General features: G+C 36.5%; 9 protein-coding genes. 1 reads left to right on the top strand and 8 read right to left on the bottom strand.

The annotated features are described in order from the left end of the window. Window positions 1-817: 817 nt before the first annotated feature. The 5 genes from QMO11_RS21155 to QMO11_RS21135 form a co-directional block, all read right to left on the bottom strand. Window positions 818-2,857 carry a glycoside hydrolase family protein gene (locus tag QMO11_RS21155; RefSeq protein WP_282039881.1) on the bottom strand — a complete coding sequence of 680 codons (2,040 nt, stop codon included), beginning with the start codon at window positions 2,855-2,857 and terminating at the stop codon, window positions 818-820. 246 nt (window positions 2,858-3,103) lie between these two features. Beyond that, complete coding sequence (locus QMO11_RS21150) at window positions 3,104-4,402, bottom strand: glycoside hydrolase family protein (RefSeq protein ID WP_282039879.1); 1,299 nt, start codon at window positions 4,400-4,402, stop codon at window positions 3,104-3,106. 159 nt (window positions 4,403-4,561) lie between these two features. Next, window positions 4,562-6,418 (bottom strand): T9SS type A sorting domain-containing protein, encoded by a 1,857-nt coding sequence (locus QMO11_RS21145; RefSeq protein WP_282039878.1) that lies wholly within the window; start codon window positions 6,416-6,418, stop codon window positions 4,562-4,564. A gap of 341 nt (window positions 6,419-6,759) precedes the next feature. Continuing rightward, window positions 6,760-7,656 (bottom strand): sialate O-acetylesterase, encoded by an 897-nt coding sequence (locus QMO11_RS21140; RefSeq protein WP_282039876.1) that lies wholly within the window; start codon window positions 7,654-7,656, stop codon window positions 6,760-6,762. Window positions 7,657-7,831: 175 nt separating this feature from the next. Further along, a complete protein-coding gene (locus QMO11_RS21135) occupies window positions 7,832-9,451 on the bottom strand; it encodes a tetratricopeptide repeat protein (RefSeq protein ID WP_282039875.1) in 1,620 nt (539 codons plus the stop codon). A 509-nt stretch (window positions 9,452-9,960) separates the two neighbouring features. On the opposite strand from QMO11_RS21135, the gene QMO11_RS21130 reads away from it, so the two are divergent. Beyond that, window positions 9,961-13,059 (top strand): T9SS type A sorting domain-containing protein, encoded by a 3,099-nt coding sequence (locus QMO11_RS21130; RefSeq protein ID WP_282039873.1) that lies wholly within the window; start codon window positions 9,961-9,963, stop codon window positions 13,057-13,059. A gap of 87 nt (window positions 13,060-13,146) precedes the next feature. Here the strand turns inward: QMO11_RS21130 and QMO11_RS21125 are convergent, their stop codons facing one another. From QMO11_RS21125 to QMO11_RS21115, 3 genes are all read right to left on the bottom strand, one after another. Then, window positions 13,147-15,783 (bottom strand): PQQ-binding-like beta-propeller repeat protein, encoded by a 2,637-nt coding sequence (locus QMO11_RS21125; protein WP_282039872.1) that lies wholly within the window; start codon window positions 15,781-15,783, stop codon window positions 13,147-13,149. A 461-nt stretch (window positions 15,784-16,244) separates the two neighbouring features. Further along, the gene (locus tag QMO11_RS21120) at window positions 16,245-17,705 is read right to left on the bottom strand and encodes a sulfatase family protein (protein WP_282039871.1); all 1,461 of its coding nucleotides are present in this window, start codon (window positions 17,703-17,705) and stop codon (window positions 16,245-16,247) included. Window positions 17,706-17,926: 221 nt separating this feature from the next. After that, window positions 17,927-19,090: a T9SS type A sorting domain-containing protein gene (locus QMO11_RS21115; RefSeq protein WP_282039870.1), complete on the bottom strand. Its 1,164-nt coding sequence runs from the start codon at window positions 19,088-19,090 to the stop codon at window positions 17,927-17,929. Between the last annotated feature and the right edge of the window lie 462 nt (window positions 19,091-19,552).

Raw genomic sequence — 19,552 nt, 5'->3', positions numbered from 1 at the left:
CGTTTTATTAATGTTCTCAATTATTTTAAATAATAAAACCTATATTTCAAACACTTACAAGCACACAGCTATAAAACACGAAGGGGTTAAATACCGTAAATTGCTATACTTAGTAAAGCAGTAAACTGAGAAGTTCAAAAGCATTAAGCCTATTTTTCTTCAAAAAAAAACATTGTGCCTTATTTACATTGCAAGTAAACCGCAGGGTATATCTATAAGCGTTTTACCTAAAATGGAAGTACTCTTAAACAGCTTATTCAAAGCTTTATTTTTAAGGTCGATAAGATGTACACAACTCCTCCCACTTTGTGCACTTGCCAGCATAATGCTCTGGTACCTGTTATACATTAAAATGGATTACATATGGATGAATAGGTTTAAGCAAAGTATAAATACACATTGCGCCAAAAGTTGCAGCGGCGACGTGTACAAACACGCAAACCACCAAAAAATTGCAGCGAAGGCATGTAGAAACCAACGAGCCATCAGAATTTTGCAGCAATGACGTGCACAAACTCGCGAGCCCTCAAAAAGATGTAGCGGAGGCATACATAAACCCAAAAGCCTCCAAAAAATTACAGCAGTGTAATGTACAAACCCACAAGCCATCAAAAAAATGCAGCGGAGGCATGCACAAACCAACAAGGCTTGAGAATTATTTAATAGCGTGTTTAAAACCACAAAGGGTCTATTCAATAAACCGTGTTACCCAGCAGATCAAATCAATTCAATGTATTTTCACTGAGGAGTTAAAAAAAGATGGGCGAATCCTGTTGAATTCGCCCATATTATATTTAAATCCTATCCCTTATTACGCCTATTGCACAAATACTTTTTTAAAGGCCGATTGAATGTGTTCACTGTCGTGAAAATGCATGGGTACTGTTTTAATAACAAACCAATAAGTAGCATTGGGGTCAAGCGGTTTTCCGGCATCATAGGTCAGTTTGTAGCTGCCGCTTTTCCAGCAACGCTTGCGTAAAACTTTATATTTTTCGAGGGTTTGCACGTTTTGTAGTTCCACCCAAATATCATTGGCTTTAATCGATTCCATTTCTATTTCAAAGTCGACAATACCTGATGCCGAAATGGTATCAGGGAAGGTATGGTTTACAATACCATCCTGCTTTGGTTTGCCTAAAGTATGTATCTCAGCATTTTTATAACGCGCAAAACCTGTTTCTGCCGAGTTATTAGATGTACTTGCTAAACCCATATAAAAGGTATCGTTTAAATCTATTTTAAGTTTACCCACCATTTTCCAATTTAGGCGATTGCTCGATGAGATATAACAACTTACCAAATCACCCTTTTTAATCATACGCAGGTAATATGGAGCTTCCATTTCTGATTTATGAACAGTTGATACTGTAGTTCCTTTTTTATCGCGCTTTGTCAAGGTAAACCCAGTTCCCTTATCAATAGCTGCGTAAATAAAAGGAGCATCATCCTCCAAGCTACTTCTAATCATTAATCCGGCTTTAACCGGATTTTCAGATACATCGTGCGACAGCACCAATACTTGCGAAGCAATATCGCCACTCACTTCTTGATATACATATCGGAATGCATCTTGTGTAGCATCAATTTTATTGCCACATGCTTTTACGCGGATGGTATTTACCTCCGCATCGTAACCCGTATTACCATTGGTTTTTACGGTTCCAATATCGGTACTTTGCCAAGGCACCGGTGCAGGAGTTGCATCGCTTAGGTTATTTTCTGCTTCTACAATTTGGTTAATATGCTTTCGAAATGCCTTGCCATCAAACGGAACTACAATTACTTTACTACCATGATTATCGTTGGCTTTATCTTTTCCTTTATGCACATCAATAACCGAAAAGTTAAAAGCTTTTACTTCTTCATCTTCAACATAAACCGTTGGGCGTTGCACCGTAAACCAGTTTTCAACAGTTCCATCGGTATGTTTAAATACATTGCGAGAGTTATGATACACCAAGCCTCGGTTTTTCCAATTATGGATACCATCGGCTGAGGTCAGGTGAAAGGTTGAATCGGCACCATGAAAGTTAACAGCAATGTGATACATATTATCGCTATACCAAACCGTAGGGTCTTCCATTTTAAACTGCGGTAGTCCTTTTACGCCCAACCAAGCTTTATCGGCAAGCATTTTATAGGGGCCTAATATTCCGTTATCACTAATCATTGGAACACAGTGACGCGCTACCATCATATATCGGCCATCGGGGCGAAGAATAATCATTACATTAGATAGGTGACCAACAACACCTGCTTTCATGGCTCCATCATCAAGTTCGTTATAACGTCCCCAACCAGGATAATATCCATTCGGATCAATTTTAAAATTACCCAAGCGCTCAAACGGACCTTCTGGATTATCGGATACGAATACTTCGCCCGGAACCACCTCACTATTTACCAATGCATATCTTCCATCGTGCATGCGTAAACCAATTACATTATGTCCCATGCCATTGTTCCAATTGGGCCATGCTTCTCCTAAATCTTTATAGGGCCCAAATAAATGATCGGATACAGAATGCATTCCCTTTGAACCCTTATTCCAGCCCTTGCTATGACTTAACTCTTGTGTCCATCGGCTGGCGTACATGTGGTATTTGCCGGCATCGTCTTTTACAATGCTGCCATCCCAGTAGCACCAATTTTTAAGTGTAGCATCTTCGAGGCCATTGGCTGTATCGCGCGGCAAAACTACTTCAGCTCCCCATGTACCTTCACTTACCAAAGGTGCTTGATTGGGTAATGGTAAAAAGAAATCGATTAATGTTTTATGGGGTTTTGTATTTTCTTCAGATGTAGTACATGAAGTTAAAATACCGATAAGCAGTATAAAATATAAATGTTTCATTAATTGAGAATTGATTATTATTTACGCTTCACAAAATACTAGCATACATAATATTAATGGTAGTTACTAATTTATGATGTGTACTTACGGGTACGAATGAGCACTCTTTTTTAGGGTTTGATGCCTCACACGCAGCGCAGATAGAAACGGCAACAAAGGCCTTGGTTTGCCATGATGCAGGGAGAACGGAGGCGACTTTAGGAGCCCACGTACCGACCATGCAGCATGTGCAAAGCAAGGTTTTTGTTATAGTGTATAGCTGCTTAAGCTGCCCAACTGATTCGGACATTTTACTACTGCATCTTTGGCTTGTACGTAGTGCTGCGATGGTAAAAATCCTTCGGCATTTTTTATTTCGCTGGGGCGGATGTTTATTTTGTATTGCGCAGTATTAAAAACCACTCCTATGGATGGTCCATTGAAGCTATCGCCCCCCTCACGGATGGGCGCTGTAGCACAAAGGGAACGCATATCGCAGGGTATATATCGGTAATGTTTCTTTTTGTTTTGAGCGGTAGTGGGCGAATAAGTCGCTTTTATATTGGCTATAAAAGATTTGCTGCTGAAAGTTCCGGGCGTAAGATGACGCTCTTCTTCCTTCTTTTTACTGGTAAAACCTGCTGCTACACGAACGGCCCAACCGCTTCCGATGGCAGTTATATCGCGTACGTCTATTTTACCATTATCGACAAAGTGTGGCGATACCATAAGTGCCGAGTTGCCTTTTTCGGATACCACATTGCGGGCCACAATATTATTGAGGGGCTTAAATTTAGAGGGGTCGTGCATGGTTGAATTGTGTGTTTCGAGACGCAGCGTGCACCCTCCTAAACCGTATAGATTTTTGAAAAGTATGTTTTCGCCCAACTGCATTTGCACCAAACCGTAACCGTAATCGGAATTGTAAATAGATACATCGCTCACAACCCCATTTACGGGTCCGTAGAGGTACGAATCTATTTGGAGGCTATTGAAAACAAAGGCCGAATATTTAGAATAATTGTCTAAAACCTTAATATTACTGAGCTTGAAGTTTTGTACATTTTTCAGGTTGAATACTCTATTCAGATGGTTGTTTACCTGTTGCATATCGATGGTAAACATGCCCCCTTTGCCCTGTATGCTAACGTTTTTAATGGGGTCGGTGGTATTGCTAGTTAAATGAAATAGCACAAAAGATCGATACCCTTTTTTGGTTTTATTTACATCGGTAGGCGGTCGAATGCTTGCATTTTTATCAATAAGAATATGCACATTGGATTTCATTTGTATTTCAGCAAAGGTATACTCTCCATTGGGGATAAATATTTGTCCGCCGCCCAGGCTGGATACTTCGTTGATGGCCGCTTGAAATATTTCGCTAATGTTTTGCGAAAACTTACCGCTAGCTTTGTAATCTTTTTTTAGGTTTTTATTGAGTGTAAAGTCGCTTGGCGCTTTGAAATAATCGGCTTCATTGGTGCTTTGTGCAACGCTATTTATTGATACGATTAATAACAGCATTAAAAGCCATTGTTTGCAAGTGTTTATGTATTCTTTATTCATATAACTTGGTTTTGTTTTGAATAAAGATGCACCGTATTTATGAGTTAATTGTGCGGCTTAGTTTTGTTTTTGTACTTGACACAATATTGTAGCTGAAGTACATTGAAGAAATAAAAAAGGCGCAACGTAATGCTGCGCCTCTAAACTATGAATTAACAACTATTTAACCACTAATCGTTGTTGGGCATTATTGCCTACTTTAATAAGGTATATCCCTTTAGGTAAACTTGAAATATTTAACTGATATGTACTATTGGTTGGTATTTGCTCAACTATTTGACGAATGCCACCAATGCTCACAAGCTCAACAAAAACACTAGCGTTAATAGGATCTTTTACCTTAATATTAACTTGGTTCTGTGCTGGATTGGGATAAATTGACAACTCGGCCTCTTGCTCAGTAAGCGATGAAGCTGTGGCTACTTTGAGATCGGATACTCTTTGCAGTGTAAATTTATCGAGATTCCATGCCCAATTAGGTCCGCCAGCGGTTAACCTTATTAAATGATTTCCGGCGGTAAAATTGGCGGTTTTACTTGCCGTTAATGCTTGAAAGTTGCTCCAACTCCCATTATTAGGAACTGTGGTGGTATTAAATTTTGTACCGCTCACACTAAAATCGACGGTTGATCCTGTTGAAGGAGATGATATGTAATACTTTATTTCGTATGCACCATCGCTGGGTATAGAAACAGTATACTCTGCCCAATCCTCTTTATTTACATAATTAATGATTGTTCCTCCCTTATTCACACCATAACTTACATAACCATCGTTAAAAGTACCTCCGGTATTGGTAAAACTTTCTGCTTGTATGGTAATTACTTCGCCAGTTCCACCAGAGCTTCCCCCACCATCATTAACGGGTTTGTAGGCTCGTACCCAATCTACTTTCATTTGATTTTTTGAAGCATTACCTAAATCGCTTGCTGAAGGTGTTGAACCTGTTAACCAACTTTGCGATTCAATATTGATAATAATTTCAAGCTCCTTGGTAAAACCTTTGGGTTCGTTTGTAACACCATTGCCATCAACATCACTACCATCGCCACCTTGAAACCAACCCGGATCAATTACACTGTAACCTTTTGAAGCATTGCTTGCGGCTTTTAAAGTTGCCAAGCTATACGAAGCACTTGTGGTATGCGTAGTAACATCGGAATATCCTGAGCTGTTATTGGTAGGCATAGAATATCCATTACTATCTTGAGTTACCGAATTGTAATAGGTGTACTGCCAAGTTCCGTCTATTTTAGTTGCCATGGCATTGTAATACATTACACGAACCAATTCACCATCGATATAATATTCCCAATGTTTAGGGCCAATCCAGTTAACCCCCATGCGCATGTATTTTCTATTTCCGCCATTCCAACAATATTCTCCCCAACCACCTGCATCTGTAACTTCTGCAATAGGGTACCAACTATTCCAATCGCGAGGTTGGTAATCGGTAAAGGGACTTCTGACAAATGAATGGTGACTAATGTGTGTAAAGTTTTTATACCAATTAACACCACCATAATTTTCGATTATATCGATTTCTTCAGTATCATCAGGACTCAATAACCAAAAACAAGAAGCCAAAGAAATATTAGCAACACTTAATGAGGCTTCAATATAAACCGGATACTTTACTTTGTTGTTTGAGGTAACACAACCAGATGCCACTCCATACGAGCCACCTTTGCTATTGCTAGAGGTATAACCTGCTGTAATTACCAAGTTATCGCCATCAACTGAAACCTGAGAATTATTCCAGTAAGTATAACCGGGACCATCCCATGCATTGTGATAAAAGTTATACCACTTGCCACTACCAAAATTTGTTTTGTTAGCATATGCTCCTGAACCAAAGGATTTGGTGTAATTAAAATCGTCGGAAACATTATCCTGAAGTTCCCAAACTTTGCCTTCTCCTGCATCAGCAGGAATTGGAATATTACTCCAATCTTGGGCATTAAGCATCATCGAAAAGATGAATACTATTAATAATAGACTTGTACTTTTTTTCATTTTTCGTATTTGATTAATTAGTGATGTTATATCTGTTGCAACAAAACTAAAACCGCAAACTACTAATCAGCAGTAACTCACGGCTGGGCCTAAATCAAAAGTAGGTTTACTAGTACTAATTAACAGATGTTAAAATGAAGTATAATGAGGGTTAGTTGATAACACAAACACCTCTATGCCTTTAAATTAAAGGTGTAAAGCCTGGCTCTATTTAAAATTAATTCGACAGAATAATTTAAAATCTAGGGATTATAACTAACGCTATTAAAATACAAGTAAAAGAAAAGCGTATCATTTATAATAAGTGACACGCTTTTAAAAAATTATGAAAGAAAAAGTAATTATTGCAACTGTATCAATTGAGAACCCATTGCTTTACCAAGCTTAATTTGGCCTTCGGCATTGTAATGCACGTTATCAAAATGCTTTGGGTAATCATTCCAAGTTTTAGTTCCATCGTTAACGGTTTTAATTACTGCAGTATGTGATACTGTTTCTGCTACATCAACAAAGGCCTTACGAACCATGACTGGCCCTTCTTTGAAGCTACCGTAATTAGAGTTAATTTGTCCGAATACAAAAGGCATATTAGGCACATTAAACTCGGTACGGTAACAATTAATCAACTGTTTTAAGTTAGCCTCATAGCTACGAGCCGATACTTCTTTGGCTGCATCATTTTCGCCTTGCATCCAGGCCATACCCATAATTACATAGGGTGTGCCTTCCTTTTTTAAACGGGCCAATTGTTCTTTAATTAAAGTAATATGCTCATCGTATAACTTTACGTTTTGTTTTTGTTCTCCTTTTTCAACGGCTTTCGATTTTTCGAGGCTCCACTCCGGACTCCAAGCGCCGTATAATGCGGTTCCGCCCATAGAATGTTTAATAAACAAGAACTCTCTATCGGGATATTTTTCGCATAAGCTGATGGCAATACCCATTTCAGGCCCAAAGAAAGAAGCACATTTAAATTTTTCACTTTTACCTTTTGATAAATGTGGACCAACTGGCGCAAGTTTGTTTTTTGTGGCCATTGCTACTTTTGACTGCAAAGCCTCTATTTTCAGCATATTTTCAGCATCAATATTATCAAAACAACCCGATCCGGCCATATTTGATTGTCCGGCTAATAATACAACATATACAGGCTTTTTTGGTGATGTTGCAAATAAATTAATGCTTAGAACTATACTTATAATAAGTAGAGCGCTTTTGAGAAATGTACGTTTATTCATTTTACTGATGGTTATTTGTTATACTCAAATGAAGTAATTGTGGAATAAAACAATGTACTAATCAGTAATTATTAGTGGTGTGAGAAACAATATGCGCTGAAAGATCAGAAGAACTACTGCTTAGTCTGAAGCTCTACTATAAAATAGCATTGTAACAAAAGTATTAGATGCTAACTTAAATATCAGCAATATAATTACTTAAGTTCTCCTCGCGTTTTAAACCCATCTTTTTTCTTATCCGATGCCTAGAAATATTTACGGTATTAAGCGATATATTAAGCAAACGAACCATTTCTTTACTATCGAAATTTAATTTTAGTAAGGCGCAATACTTTTGTTCGGTAGGAGTTAGATCTGGATGTTTCTTTCTTAAGCGAAGGTAGAATTCTGAATTTACTTCAGTAAAACGTTTATCAAATTGCTCCCACATTACTTTGTTACCTTTAACCATAACTACCTTCATAGACTTATAATCAGCATACGAAAGGGTTTTTAGTTTTTGTAGCAAGGTGTCAAGTATTTTATCCTTTTCAATTATTTGTAGGGTATATGATGTAAGCTCCTTGTTCTTTATTTGCATGATGGCCTCTGCTTTTTCTCGATCCAATTGAGCCTGCTTCTTTTCAATATTATACCTTTTTATACGCGAACGCATCTGTAAGAATATAGCTGACACAATAATTGCACAAATAATAAAGGCTATAAATAGCTTCAATCGCAATTGAACTAGCTTCGTCTTTTCAAGTATTATATTTTGATTTCTAATATATTCATCCTTTATACGAATGGTTTCTTCATGTTTATTTTTAATCTTAAATAGCTCGTTATTTTTAGATGTTTTTGCATTATACAAACTATCTGCTAGTGCATTAGCCATATAGATGTAAGAATATGCCTTAGACGAATTCCCAATTTTATTATAAATGATTGAAGTCTTTTTTAATAACTCTCCCTCCAAATTAGTATGTGAGTTTGTTTTGTTTAATCTATCTAAACTACTTAAATAGTATGTATTTGCTTTTTCCCAGTCTTCCTGACCTGCTGATACATCTCCCAAATTTAATCCTGTAATTATAGCATAATTACTTCCCTTTAATACAAAATGTTTATGTGCCTTTTCTAATAAGTTTTTCGCTCTTTCCTCTTGGCCTAACTTCAAATAAATAATTCCGCGCTCGGCATCGGTATATGGAGTATTATAGTTATTAGGGGTTTTATTGATTTTAACCATTTCGCACGAGTCTAGATAATTAAGAGCAGTTTGATACTTTTCCATACTTCGTTTGGTTATCGCAATAGAATAATAAATCCCTGATAAGCCATCTTCGGGGAATTTATGCAATGAAATCTGCCTTTTGGCCAGACTTAAAGCAGTATTAAAATGATACTCGGCTTGCTCTGTTTTTCCGTAAATATTATAAAGTGTTCCGAGATCGTAATAAATATCAATCATTTCAAGGGAATCCTGTATATCTTCAGCCAAAAATAAGGCATCCCATAAATGATCATATGCCAAGCCGTATTGTCCTTTGGTTTTACGAGCATCTGCTATACCAATATGGCATTTAATTATATTAGATGTGTCTTTTTGATTCTCAAAAGTGACAAATAATTGCTTAAATAAAACAATGGCGCTATCTGCGTTTATGTCTAAGTATTGATTTGCAATTAATAATGCTTTTGTATACTCATTATCTTGGCTAGTTTGTGCGTAATTTTCAGAAACTGCAAATGTGTTTACAAATAGAATTGTAACTAGAACTCGAATAATGAAAATATAGGATCGGAATTTCATGTGTAATGGATATGTAGGTAGTCCAAAGCTAGGTAATAAAAAGTAAATATACTTATCACCTCAAAAGCAACAATTGTAAATATGCGTTTTCATTTGGGAGAGCACTGCAGTCTACTTTCGTTTTATCAAGCACAAGCGACTGCACATCTAAACTATTTCTAAAACACAAACTCAACAACCAATATTACAAAAATCACATTATTAGATAAGTACACAAACTAACAACTATACACATAATTTCGACAGTCTTTTTAGATACTAACTTTTTACAGATTCTCCTTTATAAAAATTCATATAGAATTTTCATTCCACTCCTCCTCTTAAACATCAAAAGTAAATATAAAATACATACTAAAATCACTACATGTAAATATATAGCTAATAGCTTTCTATGCTGCAAGCATTAATCAAAGAGTATATTTCGAAACGTTAAGAACCATCGCCTTCAATAAAAAGAAAACAACAAAAATCCATATAATTTTTAATCTCATATTTATAAATCTACAATCATGAAAAAAATTATTTTGTGCCTCGCCATGGCACTCATTGCAATACCCATTTTATCCGCATCTGGATGGGGGTATAACAATCACCGAATTGCTGTTAGTGCAGATGGAAACAATCAACCTGACCCAGATACATGGGGTGGTTCGGTTTCACCTAATGCTCCTGCTGCTGATGTTGGTAATACATTTACTTATAATTCAGCTTGGCAAAGAGGTGATGAAGATGACTGGAGTGCAACTCCTGCCGCTTTGGCCATGCTCGCAAACGCTGGGTTAGAGGGTAATCTTGTACATTATTCGTATAATAATTTCATTGGATCTCCTGCTCATACTACCGCAAGAAATATAATGAAAGAAGGAGTAGAAGGAGCATTGCTACGATGGACGGATTTTGATGCTTCGGTATTTTACGATGTTTCTGCAGATAATACCGCAGCAATCAATCATTTGGCTGAACAAATTAAAATATCAACAGCAAGCGATCCTCTATATTTTGTGTCGATGGGACCTTCTGAGTTTCTTTACAGAGCTTTAGAAAAAGTAAAGGCCGACGGCAATGAATCTTCTATCAGTCATTTATATATTCTGTCGCATAGTAATTATAATGACAATCATATCCGAAGAGTAGATCACCGCAGAGTTGAGCATATTTTAAATGATTTCCCTGTTACTGAGGGCGTAAATTTCAAACGAATTAAAGATCAAAATCAGTCTTCGAACCTTAATAATGGATGGAGTTCTTCAAAAGTAAATGGCAGTAAAACGTGGTATCCTTACAACTTTTTGAGAGATCATTTTGATCCAGATTGTAATTTCTTGTGGGATATGCTAAATGTGGATGCAAGCCTTAGTAAACCAGATATTTCTGATGCTGGTATGATTTGGTTTCTTTTATACAACGATCAGGATGGTAATCCGAGTAAATTAAAAACACAGTTTATTGATGGCATAAAAGCAGGCAGTACTCCCGAACCTGATGGGTATTGCCCTGCATTAGATTCTTATGAAACAGATGGTCTTTTAGTATTTGAAGCAGAAAGAATTGAATTAAAAGGAGATTGGAAATTAGGTACAGATGATGCTAACGCGTCGGGCGGTAAATATATTTATTACGACGGTCCAAACAATTATCAAGCTCAAAACCCTGCTAATACATTATCTTATAGTTTTGACATAAATACCCCAGGCACCTACACATTTAAGTGGTTTGTTCGCCAAAATGAAGAAGAACGCGGTAAAGTTGAAGGACAACAAGGTACTGACCTCAGTAATGATGCATGGATAAAATTTTCTGACGGTATAGGCTATTTTGGTGAGGATCAGGTTACGGATTTTATTAAGTTTTACGGACGTAGCGACCCTGGTTTCTGGTTGCATGGTGTTGGAGAATATAATCATTCACACAAATGGGTAAATGTAAAAATTCCTGCAGCAGGCACCTATACTATGGAGATAGCAGGGCGTTCGCACGGTTATCAAATCGATAAAATTGTTATGGCTAAAGGGCTCTCTAATTGGGGTTCGTATACTGAGAAAACCGAGGCCCAGGCTCACAAATACTGGTCGGAGACTGGAACGCCGGATCCAGATTGTGTTAGACCTGTAAGAGGTTGCGAAACAATATTAGCAAAAGATTTTACCAATCTTAATGTAGATGATTATGACCCAGCTACAGTTGAATGGAGAAAAAGCGTTACTTGGGATGGAGGCGCTAAGGAATTGATTAAATGTAATGGAACAAATGGAATAAACAGGCCAATTGCTGCTGAGGTAGCTTATAGCGGTACTCCACAAGGTAATGCTACATTTAAAGTTCATGCCATGCAAGAGCCTGATGGGGAATGTACTTACGAAGTTTTTGTTAATGGCATAAAGGTTGGCGAGAAACAAATTTCTTCTTCTTATGATGCAACACATGACATTGAAGATGAAGGATTAAGAAATGCCATTGAGATATTGGAAATAGAAACGCAGGCAACAATCATAACTGGTGATATTATTAGGGTTACATCAAACCAAGTAACAAACGGAAAAGTACCCGAAGAAAATACAACTGCAACAGCTCGCGGACGCTGGTATGCTTTGGAAGTTTGTGTTGGAGATGGCCCCATTCAGGATAGATATTTAATTTCGAGCAGTAAAGTAAAAGCAGTTGTAAATACAACTGAGGCAGATAATAAAAACATCACTATCGGAATTACATATACAGCTTCTGCAATTTGCGATTTAGCCTATGCGATAAAAAGTATGGATGATTCCGAAGAATTCGCTTTTGGGCGTGTAAATGGAATTGAAGCAGGAACGCATTCTACTGATTTAGAACTAAATCTTAAAACAGCTTTGGTGCTGAATACAGAGTATAAAATTGTGCGTTGGTTTATGCCTTCTGGAGGAACATTCAATGATCAGTTTGAGCCAACGCCAACGGATATTAACTGGACTTATGGAGCTTCAGCAGGGCCTCCTACTATTGTTTTTAATGGTACAGAACCTAATGAATGGGGTTATATTGACGCAGGGTCTGCTGCTGCTGGTTCATCATTAGAAATAACAGGAACAGGTTATACTGCTGGTGATGTGGTGACTGGTACATTAACTCCCTGGACAGGATGGAGTAATGCGGGTGCTACTGTTTATGGTACATATGAGGCTACGGCCGATGCTTTGGGAAATATTTCAGGATCTTTAATTATTAATGCTACAACTCCAATTGGCTCTAAATTAGACACAGGTTCTGGTACCGGTTACATGATTCAATTAAGAGGTACAAGCGGAGGTAATGTTATTACTTTTAAGCATACTAAAAACTTTACAAATATTAAGCTCGGTATTACAGAAGCAATTGCAACTGCCATTAAACCAATAATCGACAACGAGCTTAACGTATTCCCAAACCCTTGTAACAACTGGGTAAATTATGAAAACAACGGAGAAATTGAATCTGTTGGCTTATATAATATAAACGGTCAAATATTATTATCGGAGAAGGCTAATAATGGATTAAATAAATTATCACTTGAGGAATACGATAAAGGTATTTTTGTACTTAAGTTTAAATTTGTTGATCAATCTCAAAGAATAGTGAAAATTATAAAGAACTAATTGATAACTTTTCATCGAAGTTAGTGGCCACTCAAATACTTGAGCGGCCTTTTTTATCAGTACTAATACTTTGCTATTTTAAACTAATTATTCAAAAGTAAAATCGATGAATTTGGCAGAACCCGCAGGAACAATTGTTTGTATCGCATCACTTACTTTAATATTTTCTTTACTTAAGATATCAACAGCCTTACTAGGCTTCGAACCATTAAATGTAATGGTAACTTCACGATCTTGAGGATTAATATACCCTTGATCTACCATAATAACACGAATATGTGTTTCATCAATTCTAACAGCACACCACGAAGCTCCTTTTACATTGATGCGCATTTGAGCAGCTCCTTTACTTACTTCGGAAGAAATTGTTTTACCAAACTCTTTTGCACCAACGTCTTCTCCATCGATAAAACCAGTCTTAAGGTCTGTAACAAAATATGGAATACCTGCACCTTTCAAGTCTTTTTCCATTTCAACCGGACCAACAGGTATCATTCCGTTTGGCATTTCAGGCATATAATTCATCCAACGATAATCCGAACCTAATGCTTTTGAATAGTCGTAATCGTTAATTGTACTTCCTGCCCAATGCATTTGGCTATTCGCAATTACCGCATTGGTATCATCCGTTTTAAATTGCTTCATGTTATGATGATCATCCACAGAGTGAATTAAATCTGCATTAACATCCTTTATTAACATCCAAGAGCTTACAGATTCAATATCTTCTTTTTCTACTAGAGGAATTGCTCCCGATGTCATCAATGCGAATAATGAATTTAAACCCGGATCTTCTAAATAACTATTATTGAATATGATTCCGTAATGACCGCCATAAGCTGCCATCATAATACCATTACGCAGATATGGCGAAACGGAACGCTGACCTCCCGGTGTATATGGTCTCCAACTGGTTGGATTATCATCGACCAACCGCATGGCATAATCATCAACAAAACCTCCCATTAGCATTCCCACACGACCGGAGAAATTTACATCCTGTGTACGAGATGATGTATCCTCGGCTGCTGGAACTAATACATCGGCATACTTTCCGCTGTAAAACATATCTTTCCAAATCCCTTGGTGCGAACTAGCTCCCCAGAACATGTTTTTATATCGGAAATATAATTTTGCTTTACCATTTTTACGAAGTGCTGTGGCCAAACGTGGCATATATTCGTTTACAAAGTGAACCACACGTGGATCATTAGGGTCGTGCATCTCAGCATAAACAAAACCATAACAAGTATTAGGAGCTACTTCTAATATCTGTTCTAAAGTTTCAATATGTAAATAAAACGGATCGGTTACATGACCTGCCCATATGGTAAATGGCTCGCCCTTTGATTCGTAGGCCTTAGCCATCTTAATAATTTCAGCTCTTGATAAATTATACTTACCGCGCTTGTCTTTCTTTAAAGCATCCTTACCAATGGCAGCAACTAACTCTTCACGCGAAGTATTTTCTTTCCAACTTTCTTGAACTACTAATTTAAGATCACCTCCCTTTTTCTTCATCACCTTAGCTTCCGGCTGAAACGGAGTTATCATCACCCATTCCTTTTCTGATTTAGTTTGGTATGATGGCGGAGTAAACTTTAACGCTTGTTGATATAAAGTCTCAATATTTTTTTGCACCTCTAACATTCTACCTTCTTTTGTTTGAGGAGTTGTTAACCACGATGCTTTATTAACAGGATAAGTGTACATTTTATTTCCACCACCTACTTGACCACCAGCAAATAATTGTTTTGATGCCGCATCAAAGGCTAATTGATTAAATATAATTTCGCCATAACGCGATCCTGTTACTTCTAAATCTTCACCTTTTAAACTTAAGCGGTGCATAAAACCGCCATGTTGAAAAGCAATTTCATCACGCACTGGCAATAAGCAAGCACCTTGTGAATGTGCATAACGCTGCTTCTCTTTGTTTTTACCAATATACTCAGCTACCTGGTTAAACTGACCATCTAAACCAATAAACACGCCAGCTGTGTTAGTACCGTAGAACAAAAGATCATCTAATCCATCTTTGGTAATATCAGCTACCTCAAAATCAGTGATCATCATTTTAGATAACATTTTGAGCTTCTTATTTTTTGGCAATTGCTTTTTAAACGCTTTGGTTTCAGTATCAATAATTCCGAAAACTTCCCAACGGTATTTATCGTGTCCATAGGTCATCACAAAGAGGTCTTCCCTATCAGCAGATAAAAAGTTCCCCGAGTCCATTAAACGAAATACACCATTTACTTTAGTTGTACTTACTTCTTTCCCTTCTGTATCGAGCTCGTAAAGTTTAGAATCGTTACCTCCAGCAAATACTTGGGTTTTGCCATTATTCTTAACTACAGCAACTTCTGTAAAACTCACGGGAGGTTTAGGACTATATTTCCATAATAACTGCCCTTTACTACTCCAACAGTAAATATTACCATCGGCTGAAGCGACTAATAAATCCTCGTTTCCATCATTGTTAATATCAGAAGCAACCATTTTAAATACAACTGCCTTATCTTCCGTATTGGCTGTCCAAAGTTTTTTACCTTCTAGACTATAAGCAGCTACCGCACCATCCAATTCCGAAGTATATAAAACGGTTTTCCCTTTTACCGAAGCAGTAATCGTATTACGTAAACCATTACCTTCAGTAACAAAGCCTTTAGCTCCTGCTACCAATGATATTAGTGCCATTACTATTGTACAAATCTTCCTCATAATATATTATCAATTAATTTCTATTTGAAAAACAAGCATTCTATTTATAAGAGCACTTGCTATTTAATACTTTAATTTACTAATACTAAGGTCGGTAAACATGCTTTTAAATTTGTTTGCTGGGGTAAATCTATTGCACTTACCATTAAGTACAAATTCTAAATAAACACTATTAATCAACCACTTAGATAGTAAGCAAACAGGTTAATTACGGTTATTTGTACTATCCAAGCTTATATATTACTAAAAAAAATGTACTTAGTTAATTCAAGTGAATTGAACACATGATTAAAATTATTAGCTGTTAACGAACATTTTTTTGCATTAAATTATCATCATAAAACATAGAGGCTGAATATTGTAGGTCATTTTTAAGTAAAGAGTTAGATTCATAAAAAAAGGTGCATGCCTAGGATAAACCTAAACATACACCTCGCATCAAACTAAATTAAAAAGTACCGTTATTTAATGATATAAGGTTGTGTTTTTAAACCAGGCTCTTTATACTGCTTTAGCTGAACAAACAACTCTTTTTGCATGTTAGTAGCTATTTCTTTGTATTCAGGATTGTTATAAAAATTCTTGGTCTCAAAAGGATCTTTCTCCAGATCAATTAACCAAGGTTTCTCTTTTTTATCAATAACCAATTTGTAGCGATTGTTAACCGCACAAACCCACCATCCGCCATTTTTGGCAAAGTAGGTGATTCTATCATCCTCAACCTCTTTAGTTTTGCTAGTAAAATCAGTAGATGCATCTATACCTTCGAAATATGCTTTATTTTCTGCGCCCATTAAACCTAGCACTGTTGGTGCAAAATCAACATTGGTATAAGCTTTACGAATAATCTTTCCGGCAGGAATAGCTTTTGGATATCGCATTACATAAGGGATACGAGCGGAAGCCTCATAAGGCACACCTTTATTCTTTCTGTTGTGCTCAAAGAACATATCGCCATGGTCAGCTGTAAATACTATAATGGTATTATCTGTAAGGTCATTATCATCTAAAAACTTTAAAATGCGCCCTACATTATCATCAATACAACTTACCATCCCGAAGTATTCTCGAAGGGAACGTTTATCGAATTCTTTGGCCTCATTTTTATCATCTTTATTAGTGCTTTTACCCCAACCTGGCTTTTGCGATACATATTCAGGAGCCATGGTAAAAGGTGCTTCTACTGGCATATCTTTATACATGCTTTTGTATGGCTCGCGCGCTGCATCAGGTGTATGTGGATCTGGAATAGAAAGCATCAACGCAAAAGGTTTATCCTTATCGCGCTCTAAAATTTCTAATGTTCTATCGGTAAAGAAATCTGTTACATATTCAATATTATCAGCACCGTCTTTAATTGCTTTTTCGCCTTCACGCTGACCTAAAGCTTTAATTTCTCCATTGGTAATTTTAAAGTAAGGTGCATGACCTCCCGTCATCATATAACGATTATCGGCAAAGCCCGCTTTGTATTTAATATCAAAAGCATATTTCTTATGGCCTGCTAAATGCCATTTCCCAACGTACGAAGTAGCATAACCTTGCTCTTGCAGGATGGTAGCAAATGTTGGAATATCCTCACGAATACTCATTCCATTTTTTGGTGCTCCTGTAGATTGCGGATAAAGGCCTGTTACCATAGATGCTCTCGATGGTGTACAAACTGGCGATGATGCATAGTAATTCATCGCAATGGCACCTTCGTGCGCAATTCTATCAATATTTGGTGTTTTTGAGTTATTTCCCTTACCCCAAACAAAGGCCTGATCTTCGGGCAATAGCTCTTGGTAACAACTTAATGTTCTGAAGCTATGTTCATCGGTATGAATAACTATTAAGTTGGGTTTTTCTTGCTTCTTTTTTGCGAAAGTACTACCTCCCAACAAGGTAAGAGCTGCTAATACTAATGTATTCAATTTCATATAAATAAATTTAGGTGTAAGCTTTCTGTATAGCTCACACATTCATATAGTGTTATGATTTCGAATACAATATCAATACAATTACTCTGAGGTTTGTTTTCGTCAGTTTAAATTAAATGCTCATAAATTATTAAACTGAAAAGTACATAGCCTTGTGTTATGTTGAAAACAAAAAAAGGGGCAATTTTCACTGCCCCTCGATTTTAATTACTTTGTTTTTTTTACTTTTTAAGTACTCTTGTTGTTTGCTTACCTGCTTTTACAATATATATACCGCTTGGTAAAGATTTCATATCTATAGAAACTACATTAGCTGAAGCAGGAACTGATGCCACTAGAATACCAGTTGCATTATACACATTAACTACCTCATTATTCTCCAAATTTCTTACTGATAGTATATCTAATACCGGGTTAGGATATACACTTATTTCTTGTAATGGTGATTTTTCAACTCCACCAATTGAAGTTGGTGAATCATTTTTCTCAAGATTCAAATAACTCCATACTGTTGTACTTGTATCCTCAGTGTCATTGGTTGCAGTGCCATCTCCATTAAAATCATACTTAATTCTATTTAACTTACTATAGCCAGTAAATGCTAAAACCGAAGCATCCGCAGCATAAATATCAGCATGGGTAACAGTTCCTTGAACGGTTGAACCTACCATATTAAAATCTTCACCGGCAGCTTTATATACTTCAAACGCAATATCAAATTCATTAGCTGTAGTGCTCTTAATCGCTGTACAAATAATTCTTAATTTATCATCTAACTGTAAATCTGACACATTCATAGTTAGATTAGCTTTATCGTTAATTAAGTAAATTTTTAATTGACCTATATTTACTGTAGCATCAACTCCTATACCCATTGTATACGCTAAATCACCGACTGCACCATCTCCTCCATTATTATTGGCCCCTTCTCCTATTCTTCGTGCTGTAAAGCCGTAGATCATCTGATTTGCTACGGCCACATAATCTTCTTCTGGCTCAGTTAGCATATTTTTGGATAATTGGTGTACATTTAAATCAATAGTAAACCTAAGTGCTCCTCCTACAGTCCAATTTAAAGGTACTTCCTTTAAGTTAGCACCTCTCCAATTCCCTGGCCATAATCCCTTACCATTTGGTTCTAAATACCAATTATTTACTCCCTGTAAAACTTGATTTGCTCCAATCCAATCTGGAGTACCACTACTAATTTTTTCTAAGCTCTTTATATTAGCTAGTTCTGAATTTGCCAAATTTGTATCGTAGGCCGGCAAATCTGTTGTAAAATCAGCCTCGTATAAACTCACGTACTGCGCATTTACATTTGCGTATGCACTGAATAAAATAACCACTAAGACTAATTGTAATACCCTGTAATTTTTTTTCATAAATCTAATTTTAAGTTTAAATAATTTCATGCGTCTAATAAACTATGCGTTAAAAATCATAATTAACATTGCTTTGTTTTTTCAAAGCACTTATTAATGTTTTTTAACTCTTGTAAAACTAGACGAAAGAAGCTGCTTAGGCTAACTAAAGGGAAATTAAAACAGTGGATAGAATTTATAAAATACAGTGGTAAAATTAGAACTACAAAGAAATCTCACAAGAGTACTTTCTCAGTTTTACACCAACAAAAACTATCATTAACAACTATACAACAGAGGATTACACAATCATTCAAAAGTCGTAAAATAAATCTAATTGTAAAATTCAGCTAGTTTGTTAGTTGATATATTTGTATATGAGGCAACGAACTAATCACTTAATATTACGTGAATTCGACGTAAGAAAAGTTCTATTTTAAGAGAAAAGAAACAAAGCATTTGTTATATTTAAGTATCTAACAT

Origin of the sequence: Saccharicrinis aurantiacus (assembly GCF_947489045.1) — a bacterium.
GTDB classification, from domain to species: domain Bacteria; phylum Bacteroidota; class Bacteroidia; order Bacteroidales; family Marinilabiliaceae; genus Saccharicrinis; species Saccharicrinis aurantiacus.
Note: the sequence above shows the minus strand (reverse complement) of the source record. Positions and strands in the feature narration are given on the sequence as shown.